The organism is Micromonospora sp. SYSU B005, assembly GCF_055362685.1.
The window spans coordinates 428,871-441,145 of the sequence record NZ_JAXCFU010000003.1; the positions used below are offsets into that span (position 1 = coordinate 428,871).

Sequence of the window (12,275 nt, forward strand, 5' to 3'; positions counted from 1 at the left end):
TCGACAGGACCAGCAGCATCGTGAAGCATCTATCCCATGAAGATCCGGCCCGCCGTCGCCCCGCCGACCGCTGAGGACACCGGTCCCGCGCAGCCTCCCGCCGACCGGCCCTCGGACGAGCGCCCCTCCGACGAACGGCCTGCGGACGGCAGACGCCGGTGGCGTCCGAACCCGGAGTGGACGCTGGCGATCCTCGGCAGCCTGCTGCTGGCGGTGGTGCTGACCTGGCCGACGATGCGGCACCCGGCGACCACGATCCCCGGCGACCTCGGCGACCCGACGTTGCAGGCGTGGCAGGTCGCCTGGTCCGGGCACGCCCTGCTCAGCGACCCGGCGAACCTCTGGAACTCGAACACGTTCTATCCGGAGCGCTACACCTACGCCTACAGCGACACCCTGCTCGGGTACGCCCCGTTCGGGATGCTCGGCTCCGGCTTCGAGGCCGCGGTGATCCGCTACAACGTGCTCTACGTGCTGCTGCACGCGCTGGCGTTCCTCGGGGCGTACGCGCTGGCCCGGCAGCTCGGCGCCAACCGCTGGGGCGGTGCGGTCGCCGGGATCGCGTGGGCGTACGCGCCCTGGCGGCTGGCGCACTCCGGTCACCTGAACATCCTGTCCAGCGGCGGGATCGCGCTGGCGCTGGCGATGCTGGCCCGCGGTCACGGCTGGTCGCTACGCCACGGCTACCGGCCGGAACGCCGCAAGCCCGGCTGGGCGGTGGCCGGGTGGCTCGTCGCGGCCTGGCAGGTCACGCTCGGCTTCGGCATCGGGCTCCCGCTCGTCTACTTCCTGCTGGCCGCCGTGCTGGTGGCGGCCGGCTGCTACGGCTGGTCCTGGTGGCGCAAGCGGGAGCGGCCCCCGTTCGGCCGGCGGCTGCTCATCGCCGACCTGGCCGGCGGCGCCGTGTTCGGCACCGTGACGCTGCTGCTCGGGCTGGTCTACCTGCGCGTGGTCGACCTCAACCCGCAGGCCGTCCGCTCGCTGGACTGGACGAAGATGTTCTCCCCGCCGCTGATCGGGTTCGTCACCGCGCCCGGCGACTCGTGGTTGTGGGGGGAACGGCACGCCGCCGCCCGCGAGCAGCTGACCTGGCCGCCGGAGATGGCACTGCTGCCCGGCATGACGCTGATCGGGCTGGCCGCGGCGGGGTTGTTCGTCTCGGCGTTCCCGGTGCGGCACCGGGTCGCGCTGGGGCTCGGCGTGACCGGCACCGTGCTGCTGGGCCTGGGCGCCACGCTCGGCGGCGACGGCGACCCCGGCTACCTGACGTTGTCCAACCTCCTGCCGGGCTGGGACGCGTTGCGCACCCCGGGCCGGATGATGCACTGGACCAGCCTGCTGCTCGCCGTGCTGGCGGCCGGGCTGGTGACAGCGCTTGCCGAGTCGTGGCGCCGGCCCGCCGCCGCGCGCGCGTCCCGGGCGGTGGCGGCGCTGGTCCTGCTGGTGCCGCTAGCCCTGGTCACGCTGGAGGGCGTGAACCGCACGCCGCACCCGGTGGTGCCGACGCCACCGGCGGCGATGCGGACCGCGCCGGAACCGATGCTGGTGCTGCCCGCCGGCGGGGTGGGCGACCTGAACTACATGCTGTGGTCGACCGACGGATTCCCCCGGATCACCAACGGGCTCGGCGGGTTCGAGCCGGTCACCCAGGCCCAGACGCGGGTCGCCGTGGCGACGTTCCCCGACGCGGGCAGCGTGGCGTACCTGCGCGGGATCGGCGTGCGGTCGGTCGTCGCGGTGCCGAGCCGCGCGGCGGGTACGCCGTGGGAGGGCATCGAGACCCGGCCGGTCGACGGGCTGGGCATCACCCGGGAGGAAGTCGATGGCACGCTTGTCTACCGCCTCTGACGCCGTGGGCGCCGTTCCCGCGTGCCCGGGCCGGGCGAGGTGAGCGCCGTGCGGTTGTCGGTGGTGGTGCCCTGCTTCAACGAGGAAGCGTCGGTGGAGCGGCTGCACGAGATGCTCAGCGTCGCGATCGCCGAGCTGACCGACGTGGACGTCGAGGTGGTGTACGTCGACGACGGCAGCGAGGACGGCACGCTGGCGGCACTGCGCCGGCTCGCCGCGGCCGACCCGGCCGTCTGCTACACGTCGCTGAGCCGCAACTTCGGCAAGGAGGCGGCCATGCTCGCCGGCCTGCGCCGGGCCACCGGCGACGCGGTGGTCATCATGGACGCCGACCTGCAGCACCCGCCGCGGCTGCTGCCCGAGATGGTGATGCTCTACCGCCAGGGCTTCGACCAGGTGATCGCCCGCCGGGACCGCCGTGGTGACCGGTTCATCCGGATGGTCGCCTCGCGCTCCTTCTACCGCCTGGTCAACTGGTGGATAGACGTACGCCTGCTCGACGGCGCCGGCGACTTCCGGCTGCTGTCCCGGCTCGCGGTGAACGCGATCCTGGCGATGCCGGAGTACAACCGCTTCTCCAAGGGCCTGTTCTCGTGGATCGGTTTCCGCACCGCTGTGGTGGCACACCGCAACGAGACCCGGCAGGCCGGGCGGAGCCGCTGGACGTTCGGCAAGCTGTTCAACTACGCGTTCGACGGCCTGCTGTCGTTCAACAACCGGCCGCTGCGCCTGGCGATCTACGGCGGCCTGTTCCTCACGCTCATCGCGGTGGGCTACATGGCCTGGGTCGTAGCGGACGCCGTGGAGAAGGGCATCGACGTGCCCGGCTACACCACGATCATCGTCAGCGTGATCGGGCTCGGCGGCATCCAGATGATGATCCTCGGGGTGATCGGCGAGTACATCGGCCGGATCTACTACGAGACCAAACGCCGTCCGCACTATCTCGTGCAGGAGACCGAGCGCGTCGTCGATGCTCCCGGCCGGACCTCCCGGATTCCGGAGCAGCGCACGGCCACCGGCGAATCGATGGCCGGCGAAACCGGCTGAGCAACCCCGATCGGCGGGTGCCGATAGGCGCAGAATCGTTCTCTTTTCGCAGGTGGCGGGCGGTTGCTATGGTCGCCCGCGACGCCGGAGACCGGCGCCGAGGAAAGGGTTGCGATGGGGCTGATGGACAAGCTCCGGGGCGAACTCATCGACATCATCGAGTGGCTGGACGACAGCCGCGACACGATCGTCTGGCGGTTCCCCCGGTATCAGAACGAGATCAAGATGGGCGCCAAACTGGTCGTCCGGGAGTCCCAGACGGCGGTGTTCGTCAACGAGGGGAAGATCGCCGACGTCTTCACTCCGGGGACGTACACGCTGGAGACCCGCAACCTGCCGATCCTGTCCACCCTGAAGGGCTGGAAGTACGGCTTCAACTCGCCGTTCAAGGCCGAGGTGTACTTCGTCAACACCCGGCAGTTCACCGACATGAAGTGGGGCACCCAGAACCCGGTCATCCTGCGCGACGCCGAGTTCGGCGTGGTCCGGGTACGGGCATTCGGCGCCTTCGCGGCCCGTGTGGTGGACGCGTCGCGCCTGCTGCGGGAACTGGTCGGCACCGACCCGCAGTTCCGCACCGAGGAGGTGCAGGAGTACCTGCGGCAACTCATGGTGGGACGCCTCGGCGGCGCGCTCGCCACGGCCGGCGTGCCGCTGCTGGACCTCGCCGCGCACCAGGACGCGATCGGCCGGCGGCTGGCCGCCGTGCTGACCGAGGAACTGGCCGAGGTCGGTATCGCGATCCCCAAGTTCGTCATCGAGAACGTGTCGGTGCCGCCGGAGGTCGAGCAGGCGCTGGACAAGCGGACCAGCATGGGCGCGGTCGGCGACCTGGACCGGTACACCCGTTTCCAGGCCGCCAACGCGATGGAGGCCGCGGCGAACAACCCGGGTGGCGAGGCCGGTGCGGGCATCGGCCTGGGCCTCGGTATGGCGATGGGCCAGCAGATGGCCCGGACCATGGGCGGTGGCGCGGCCACGCAGCCGGCGCCGGCCCAGCCGGCCCCCGCGCCGCCGGCCGCCGCCGAGCCGCCGCCGCTGCCGGGCCAGGCCCAGTGGTACGTGGGCATCGGCGGCCAGCGGCAGGGCCCGTACGACCTCGGCACGCTGGCCGAGCAGGCGAACGCGGGCGCGCTCGGCGCGGACACGCTCGTCTGGCGTACCGGGATGGCGCAGTGGCAGCCCGCCGGGCAGGTGCCCGAGCTGGCGTCGGTGCTCGCCAGCGTCCCGCCGCCGCTTCCGCCGCAATGAGCGACACGGCTGTCTCGCCGCCCTCCTACCAGTGCGGGGGGTGCGGCGCCCGGGTCGAGTTCGCACCCGGCACGACCGCGCTGAGCTGCCCGTACTGCGGGCACCGGCAGGAGATCGCCGGTGCCGGCCGGGAGGTGCGCGAGCATGCGTACGCGGAACTGGCGTCGCTGCCCCGCAAGCCGGTGGCGAGCGTCGGCGCGCACACGTTCGTCTGCCCGGGCTGCGGCGCACGGACGGAGAGCGACGCGCTGGCGCAGCGCTGCCAGTTCTGCGCGGCTCCCCTGGTGGCCGATGCCGGGGCGGGTGAGCTGATCGCGCCGGAGGCGGTGCTGCCGTTCGCCGTCGACCGCAACGGTGTGCGGACGGCCCTGGGCCAGTGGTGCCGCAGCCGCTGGTTCGCGCCCGGGAGCCTGAAGAAGATCAGCGACGCGGAGACGCTCAAGGGCACGTACCTGCCGCACTGGACGTTCGACGCGCGGACCGTGTCGGACTACCAGGGTCAGCGGGGCGAGTACTACTACGTCACCGAGACGTACACGGTGACGGTCGACGGCAAGCAGGAGACGCGGACCCGGCAGGTGCGGCACACCCGGTGGCATCCGGCCGCCGGCACCGTACGCCGGGACTTCGACGACGTGCTGGTGCCGGCCACCACTCACCTGCCCACCGAGCAGTTGGACAAGCTGGCGCCGTGGCCGCTGACCGAGGCGGCCGCGTTCCACGGCGACTACCTGGCCGGATACCAGGCGCTGCGGTACGACACCGAGCCCGAGGCGGGCCTGACCGAGGCGAAGGCGCGGATGGCGCCGGTCATCGAGGGGGACTGCCGGTCCGACATCGGCGGTGACGAGCAGCGGGTGTCCGCCGTGGACACCACGTACTCCGACGTGTCGTACAAGCTGATCCTGCTGCCGGTGTGGATCGCCGCGTACCTGCACGCGGGCCGGTCGTACCAGGTTCTGGTGAACGCGCGCACCGGTGAGGTCATCGGCGAGCGTCCCTACAGCACGGCGAAGATCGTGGCGGCGGTGCTGGCCGCGCTGGCGCTCGTCGCGCTCGTGGTGGCGTACGCGATGAGCCGCTGACGCGTACGGGCCACCGGTGTGCCGCACCGGTGGCCCATGCGCATCGCGCGAGGGGAGATGTCCGAGCGGCCGATGTGCCGCCGCGCGGGTCCACAGCAGAGTGAGGGCACCACCACCATCGGCCGGGCGGCGACGGAGGGAAGCCCCGATGGACTCACTGCGGAAGACCTCGCTGGTCGCGGGTGGCGCCTATCTGCTCACCTTCGTCTCGATCCCCACCGTCGGCCTGTACGCCCCGGTCCGCGAGCCGGACTACGTCCTCGGCACCATGTCGCAGGCTCCGGTCGTCCTCGGCGGCGTCCTGGAGATGGTCGTCGCGCTCGCCTGCATCGGCACCGCGGTCGCGCTGTACCCGGTGCTCCGGCAGCAGGGCCCGGCCCGCGCGCTGGGCCTCGTCGGCGCCCGGGTGCTCGAAGCCGCCGGCATCCTCGTCGGCGTCGCGAGCATCCTGACGCTCGTCGCGCTGCGGGACTCCGCCGCCGGGCCGGACGCGCTCGTCACCGGCCGGACGCTCGTCGCCTTCTACGACTCGGTGTTCCTGCTCAGCCAGGCGCTCCTCCCGGCCGTGAACGCGCTGCTGCTGGGCACGCTGCTCTACCAGTCGCGTCTCGTACCGCGCGTGCTGCCGCTGCTCGGGCTCGTCGGCGCGCCACTGCTCGTCGCCTCCGACCTCGGCACGCTGTTCGGCGCCTGGGACCGGCTGTCAGCGGTGGCGGCGGTCGCCGCGCTCCCCATCGCGGTGTGGGAGTTCTCGCTCGGCGTCTACCTGGTCGTCAAGGGCTTCCGGCCCTCCCCCGTCACGGCCGGCGCGGTGGAGCCCCGGCCGGTCCGGGACGCCACCGTGTGAGCCGGGTCAGGCCCGCGCGCCGCCGTCGACCCGCAGCACCGTACCGGTGACGAAGGAGGCGCGGTCGCTGAGCAGCCAGGCGGCGGCCTGGGCGATCTCGTCGGGCTCGGCGGCCCGGCGCAACGGGCTGGCGGCCGCGAGGCGGTCGATGATCCCGGGCGACTCCGCGTCCCAGGCGCGCATCATCTCGGTGAGCGTGCTGCCCGGGGCGATCGCGTTGACGCGGATGCCCTCCGGCCCGTAGGTGATCGCCGCGGACTCGGTGAGGCTGTTCACCGCGCGCTTCATCGCCCCGTACGCGGGCAGTGCGGGGTTGCCCATGAGGCTGCCGACGCTGGAGTTGTTCACGATCGCGCCGGTGCCGGCGGTGGCCCGGATCGCCGCGACCTCGGCGACCATGGCGAGCCACGGCCCCTTCAGGTTGACGGTGTAGACGTGGTCGAAGTCCTCTTCGCGCACCCGGTCCATCGGTCCGGGCGGCACGATCGTCGCGCCGTTGTTGAAGGCGACGTCGAGGCGCCCGTACACCTCGACCGTGCGGTCGACGGCGGCGCGCACGCTTGCCGCGTCGGCCAGGTCGCAGACGACGTACTCGGCGGTGCCGCCCGCGGCCCGGACCTGCTCGGTGACCGCCTTCAGCTGGTCCTCGGTGCGTGCGGCGAGCAGCACCCGGGCGCCCTCGGCGGCGAACAGCCGGGCCGCCGCGGCGCCGATGCCGCGCCCGGCGCCGGTGACGAAGGCGACCTTGCCGGTGAGCAGGCCCTGGTTGTTTCGTGTGGTGTCCATGCGGCAAGCCTGCGTCCGGTCGCGGAGCCCATCCAGGCACCGGCGGTACCTGGTTACGCGCCGCCGCACGCGGGCACACTGGGGTCGTGGACCGACGTGAGCTGGCAGTGTTCCTGCGCAGCAGGCGGGAGCGGATCGCCCCGGCCGACGTGGGCCTGCCCGCCGGGCAGCGCCGCCGCACGCCGGGGCTGCGCCGCGAGGAGGCGGCGCGGCTGGCGTTCATCTCGACCGAGTACTACACCCGGCTGGAGCAGGGCCGGGGTCCGCGTCCGTCGCGGGAGGTGCTGGCCGGGCTGGCCCGCGCGTTGCGGCTCTCCGACGCCGAACGCGACCACCTCCACCACCTGGCCGGGGAGTCGCCGGGGCCGCCGCCCGGGCCACCCCGGGAGGTACGCCAGAGCGTGCTGGACCTGCTGCACCGGCTGCCGCAGGCGGCGGCGTTCGTGACCTCGGCGACGTTCGAGGTGATCGCCTGGAACGACCTCGCGGCAGCGCTCATGGAGGACTTCTCCGCGGTGTCCCGGCGGGACCGCAACCTGGTCCGCCGGGCGTTCCTCGGCCCGCACCTGATGTACGGCGTGTCGGACGCGAGCGAGTTCGCCCGCCACTCGGTCGGACGGCTGCGCGCCGCGGCGGCCCGCTATCCGGACGACCCGGAGATGGCCGCGCTGATCGCCGAGCTGATCGCCGGGAGCGAGGAGTTCGCCCGCCTGTGGGCCTCGAACGAGGTGGGCGGCGCACGGACGCTGTGCAAGACATTCCGGCATCCGCTGGTCGGGCCGGTGACTGTCAACTGCGACGTCCTCGACATCACCGACCGCGACCAGCAGGTGGTCATCTACACCGCCACGCCCGGCTCCCCCTCGGAGGAGGCGCTGCGGCTGCTCTCCGTGATCGGCACCCAGCGGATGACCGTCGAGCACTGACCCGCCCGCCCTCGGTGGAACGCCACGGGTGTCCGGGCGGCCTCCGGCACCCGCGGCGTACCACTCGCGGTGGGTCAGCAGCCGATACGGGTGGAGCCCATCGCCACGTCGTCGTACCAGAGGGTGTCGGCGCCGCCGCCGTAGCTCTCCCAGCCCAGCTTCAGGTCGGTGAGCTGCGGTCGCCAGGTGCGGTTGTACCACTGGCCGTCGATGTCGTGCGTCGGTACGCCGTCGGCGGTCAGCCCGGTCACGGCGACACCGTCCAGCCAGGTACGCAACTGGCCGGCCGAACCGTCCACCATGAACTCCAGGCAGGCCCAGCGGTTGGTGGGCAGCGGCACGCTCTGTGCCACCCCGGCCGGGCTCTGCTCGGGCAGCGTGGCGTCGTCGGAGGCGCGGTTCCACTGCAGCGCGCCGTTCTGGCCGCCCAGCCGCAGGTCGCGGTTGCCGTCGGCGGCATCCGTCATGGTGATCATCGTGGTGTGGTCGGTGGGCTGGGCGGTGGTGTGCCGCACCCAGATCCGGGCGTACCTGACGCCGCCCAGGCCGCTGAGGTTCTTCGTGGTCCGGACGAACACGTGGTTGCAGTACCCGGCCGCGCCGTTGATCCGTACCGCGCGGCTGCCGCTGTGCGTGGTGGACGTGTCGATGGTGGCCGTGCCGGCGCCGGAACAGTCCGGGCTCACCACGCTCCAGTCGCCCGACGGCGTCGAGCCGGTCTGGTTCTCGAAGCCGTCGCAGAGCACCGCCCCCGCGCACCCGCTCGGCGGCGGGGTGGTCGGCGGCGGCGTCGTGGGAGGTGGCGTCGTGGGCGGCGGCGTGGTCGGTGGAGCAGTCGTGGGCGGCGCGGTGGTGGACGGCGGCGTGGTCGGCGGGGCGGTGGTCGGCACCGTCGTGGTGGGCGGCGGCGTGGTCGGACCGGCGCCGTTGCACGGTACGCCGTTGAGGCTGAACCCGGTCGGCGCGCCGCCGGCGGTGCCGTACGTGCCCTGCACGCCGAACCCGGTCGAGCCGCCGGCCGGGATGCTGCCGTTGTACGACATGCTGCGGGCGGTAACCGTCGACCCGGACTGGCTCACTGTGGCGTTCCAGCCGTTCGTGACGCGCTCGTCCCCGGCATACGTCCAGGTGACGGTCCAGCCGGACACGGCGGTGTCGCCCGGTGACACAGTGATGTTCGCGGTGAACCCGCCGGGCCACTGGTTGGGTGTGTAGTCGACCCGGCAGCCCTGTGCGGCTACGGCCGGGCCGGTGAGCAGGGCCGTACCGGCCGCGGTGACGGCGGCCAGCGCGGCGACGGCCGCCACGAGCGGGGCGGGGCGGGCACGGAGAATCGTCATGGGAAGTCCTTCGGCGTCGGACAGGGCGCAGCCGCGCGTCCTCGTCGGACGCGGCGGTGCGCGAGGGTGCGGCGCGGCGGTGCGCCACGGTGAGTGGTCGATGCGTACGACCGATGTGCCCGGCTCGAAGGCGGCCCGGTCAGCCGCCGGGGTCCGGTTCTCGCGGACCTCGGCGGCGCCCGAGCCCAATCTATTTACCGTCGCCTATCCAATCAAGGCCTCCGCCCGCGCGGATGCCCGTCATCCCGGATCGGCGCCCACGCCGCTGCGCAGGGGTTGCCAGCCGTCGCGGTAGCGCACGCCGCCGGGTCGCAGCCGGACCCGGTCGTGCGGCGTACCGGGGACCGGCTCGGTCCGGATCACCTGTGGCCGGTCCACCACGACGCAGACGTCCTCCCCCGGCCACCACCAGCCGCAGGAGCGGGCCAGGTCGGCCCAGGTGTCCAGGTGTCCGGCCTCGTCCGGCCCGTACCGGGCGAGGCCGAGCCGGCGCAGCACGTCGTAGTAGGCGATCCAGGACGCGTCCTGCTGCCCGTACCAGCACACGGGCACCGGACCGTCACCCGCGAGCGCCGCACGCACCGGTAGGTAGAACCCGTGCGCGAGGCTGCGGTGCAGCGCCGCGCGTACCCCCTGGTGCAGCACGACGGCGAGCGGTACGCCGCCGTCGAACGCCCGCTGCGGCGCCAGCTCGGGCCACGGCTCCTTGGCCTTGCCCCGGCGCGCGGGCGACAGCTCGGGATCGGTGTGCACGACGCCCGCGCTGAGCGCGCCCCGGAGCTGGGAGACGACCATGGCGATGTCGCTCGCCAGCAGCGGCGTCCGGGGCGGCCGCACCGCCCGGATGCGCTCGTGTAGCCGGTCGAGGGTGGGCCAGCCGCTCACCAGAGGCAGTGCCTTCGCCGGCGAGTCGACCCATTCGAAGCGAGGTCGCGGCCGCGACGCCCTCGCGTAGACGGCGGTCAGGCAACGCTCGGCGGTCTGCCGGTCGGCCGGCTGTGTGGACAGGGCGTGGTCGAGCCATTCCTGGCGGATCCGGACGGCCTGCTGCCACAGTTCGTACGGGATCTTCGCGGCGTCGTCGCGCCGCGGGGAGGCGCTCATCGCGCCGGGGCGTCGCCGCCCTTCCGGTAGGAGATCATGGAACGACTCTGACCCATGTCTCGGCACCGCTCAAGCGAATTCCGTACCGTGACCGCATCCGCAGTGCCCGGCCCGGAGAGAAGGGAACACCGTTGCCCGTGGACAGTGACCGTTTGACCCGACCCCCTGCCATCACCGCGCAGATGCTCATCCGCCGGCCCGCCGCCGAGGTCTTCCAGGCGTTCGCCGACCCGGCGGTGACCACGAGGTTCTGGTTCACCAGGAGCAGCGGCCGGCTGGAACCCGGTGCCGTCGTCACCTGGGACTGGGAGATGTACGGCGTCTCCACGGTCGTGACGGTCAAGGACGTGGAGGAGAACCGCCGCATCCTGGTCGAGTGGGATCCGGAGTCCCCCACCCGGGTCGAGTGGCGGTTCCTGCCGGGTGCGGACGACACCACGCTGGTCCGGGTCACCGAGACCGGCTTCGCCGGCACCGCCGACCAGGCCGTGAGCAAGGCGATCGACTCGATGGGCGGCTTCACCATGGTCCTCTGCGCCTGCAAGGCGCTGCTGGAGCAGGGCGTGCTGCTGAACGCCGTCGGCGACGCCCACCCGGCGGGCTTCGAGGACTGACCACGCCCGCCGCAAACGAAAGCGGCGTCCCCGCCGTCCGGCCGCCGCTGCCGGCTCGGCGAACCGGTCAGGCGCCGGCCACCGGCGCGAACAGGGGCGGTGCCGGATCGGTTGCCCGGATCGCGGCCACGAGCTGCGCCAGCTGCGGGTAGTCGTCGCGGGCCGCGCGGAGAAGGTGGTCCGCGTCGGCGTGGTTGCCGAGGTACGACTCGGCGGCCGCCCGCAGAAGGAGCGCGACGGCACAGAGGTCGACCGGCTCGGCACCCGGGCGGACGTCGAGGAGCAGCGAACGCGCATCCTCGGGCCGCTGGTTGAGCAGATGTGCCAGGCTCATCGCGATCCGGGCGGAGAACGCGTGCGGCTGTGTCCGGGCGGCGATCCCGGCGAGTTCCGAGATCTCCCGCACCTCCCGCCATGCCACCGGCGAACCGGTCACCACCGCGGCGTACAGGTACCACAGCCCGAACTGGACGCTCAGCATCTGCCCGATGGCCGCGGCGGTCGCGGGATCGGTGCTGCCCGCGCGAGCCAGCGCCGCGAGCCGCTCCGCCTCCGTGATCAGTTCCGCCGACCGGGTGGATTCCGCCATCAGTCTCTGCTGGTAGGCAGCGAGCGGATCGCTGCCGGCCCGCGGCTGAATCCCGACCCGGTGGACGTCACCACCCGCTCGGGTGACCGCCCACAGTGCCCTGATCACCTCCTCCTGGTAGTAACCCGCCCGCAGCCCGTCACGGGCGGCTGCCGGAGCCCGGAGCCAGCGGAGCAGGTTCTGGCCGTCGCTGCAGGTCGAACGCCCCGGAAGGAGGAGGTTGGTCAGGCCGAGCAGCGCCCCGACGAACGCGGCGCAGAGCAACGTCAACCGCGTCAACGCCGTACCGGTGGACGTCGACGCGACGGCGAGTGCCGTCGCGACGCACAGGTTGGTCAGCGGGCCACCGAGATTGAACAGCACCATCCGCAGCGGCAACCCCGGCATCGACGGCGAAGGCCGGACCGCCACCTCGTTGCGCCAACCGTTGAACGGCGCGATGCGGACCGCGACGACCGGTAGACGCAGCAGCTTCGCCACGACGAGGTGCCCGCACTCGTGCAGGACGAGGTGCAGCCACAGCGACGCGCAGGTGAGGCCGGCTGCGGCGATCGCATCCGTCACGGACTCGGTGACGAGCAGCGCGAACGCCGCCGTCTCCACCGCCAGGAGGAGTGACACGGCGACCAGCCGGCGGCGGAGCTTCACCAGGAGAGGGTACGGCCGGACGGGCGGCCGCGGGGGTACACGCGCCCTCGCGCCCGGCCACGACCCTGCGGTACGGCCTGATGCGACCGGAGCTGCGTGCCGAGGCCGGCGCCTTCACGGCCGAGACCGTCTGACGCTCCATTCTCGCTCCGAAGCTGTGTCATCCCGCGTGCGTTGACGCCGGATG

General features: G+C 72.8%; 11 protein-coding genes. 7 read left to right on the forward strand and 4 right to left on the reverse strand.

Translation table 11 applies throughout. The features are described 5' to 3' along the window. Nucleotides 1–36: 36 nt before the first annotated feature. From SM452_RS11185 to SM452_RS11205, 5 genes are all read left to right on the forward strand, one after another. On the forward strand, nt 37–1,848 hold the full coding sequence (locus SM452_RS11185; protein WP_463839854.1) for a hypothetical protein: 1,812 nt from the start codon (nt 37–39) through the stop codon (nt 1,846–1,848). Nucleotides 1,849–1,896: 48 nt separating this feature from the next. Beyond that, complete coding sequence (locus tag SM452_RS11190) at nt 1,897–2,898, forward strand: glycosyltransferase family 2 protein (protein ID WP_410054881.1); 1,002 nt, start codon at nt 1,897–1,899, stop codon at nt 2,896–2,898. A 123-nt stretch (nt 2,899–3,021) separates the two neighbouring features. Next, complete coding sequence (locus tag SM452_RS11195; RefSeq protein WP_463839855.1) at nt 3,022–4,149, forward strand: SPFH domain-containing protein; 1,128 nt, start codon at nt 3,022–3,024, stop codon at nt 4,147–4,149. Continuing rightward, entirely contained in the window at nt 4,146–5,234 is a 1,089-nt protein-coding gene (locus SM452_RS11200) for a TFIIB-type zinc ribbon-containing protein (protein ID WP_463839856.1), read from the forward strand. The genes SM452_RS11195 and SM452_RS11200 overlap by 4 nt, the downstream gene beginning before the upstream one ends. A 148-nt stretch (nt 5,235–5,382) precedes the next feature. Continuing rightward, on the forward strand, nt 5,383–6,081 hold the full coding sequence (locus SM452_RS11205; protein ID WP_355512044.1) for a DUF4386 domain-containing protein: 699 nt from the start codon (nt 5,383–5,385) through the stop codon (nt 6,079–6,081). A gap of 6 nt (nt 6,082–6,087) precedes the next feature. On the opposite strand, the gene SM452_RS11210 is transcribed toward SM452_RS11205, so the two are convergent. Further along, the gene (locus SM452_RS11210; RefSeq protein WP_355512046.1) at nt 6,088–6,867 is read right to left on the reverse strand and encodes an SDR family NAD(P)-dependent oxidoreductase; all 780 of its coding nucleotides are present in this window, start codon (nt 6,865–6,867) and stop codon (nt 6,088–6,090) included. A gap of 86 nt (nt 6,868–6,953) precedes the next feature. Between SM452_RS11210 and SM452_RS11215 the strand changes: the two genes are divergently transcribed. Next, nucleotides 6,954–7,793 (forward strand): helix-turn-helix transcriptional regulator, encoded by an 840-nt coding sequence (locus SM452_RS11215; RefSeq protein ID WP_355512048.1) that lies wholly within the window; start codon nt 6,954–6,956, stop codon nt 7,791–7,793. Between the two features lie 74 nt (nt 7,794–7,867). On the opposite strand, the gene SM452_RS11220 is transcribed toward SM452_RS11215, so the two are convergent. Continuing rightward, on the reverse strand, nt 7,868–9,133 hold the full coding sequence (locus tag SM452_RS11220; RefSeq protein WP_355512050.1) for a cellulose-binding domain-containing protein: 1,266 nt from the start codon (nt 9,131–9,133) through the stop codon (nt 7,868–7,870). 240 nt (nt 9,134–9,373) lie between these two features. Continuing rightward, nucleotides 9,374–10,237: a DUF6745 domain-containing protein gene (locus SM452_RS11225; RefSeq protein ID WP_463839857.1), complete on the reverse strand. Its 864-nt coding sequence runs from the start codon at nt 10,235–10,237 to the stop codon at nt 9,374–9,376. 152 nt (nt 10,238–10,389) lie between these two features. Here SM452_RS11225 and SM452_RS11230 point away from each other — a divergent pair, with 152 nt between their 5' ends. Beyond that, nucleotides 10,390–10,851 carry an SRPBCC family protein gene (locus SM452_RS11230; protein ID WP_355512054.1) on the forward strand — a complete coding sequence of 154 codons (462 nt, stop codon included), beginning with the start codon at nt 10,390–10,392 and terminating at the stop codon, nt 10,849–10,851. A gap of 67 nt (nt 10,852–10,918) precedes the next feature. Here the strand turns inward: SM452_RS11230 and SM452_RS11235 are convergent, their stop codons facing one another. Further along, entirely contained in the window at nt 10,919–12,088 is a 1,170-nt protein-coding gene (locus tag SM452_RS11235) for a zinc metalloprotease (RefSeq protein ID WP_262012092.1), read from the reverse strand. Between the last annotated feature and the right edge of the window lie 187 nt (nt 12,089–12,275).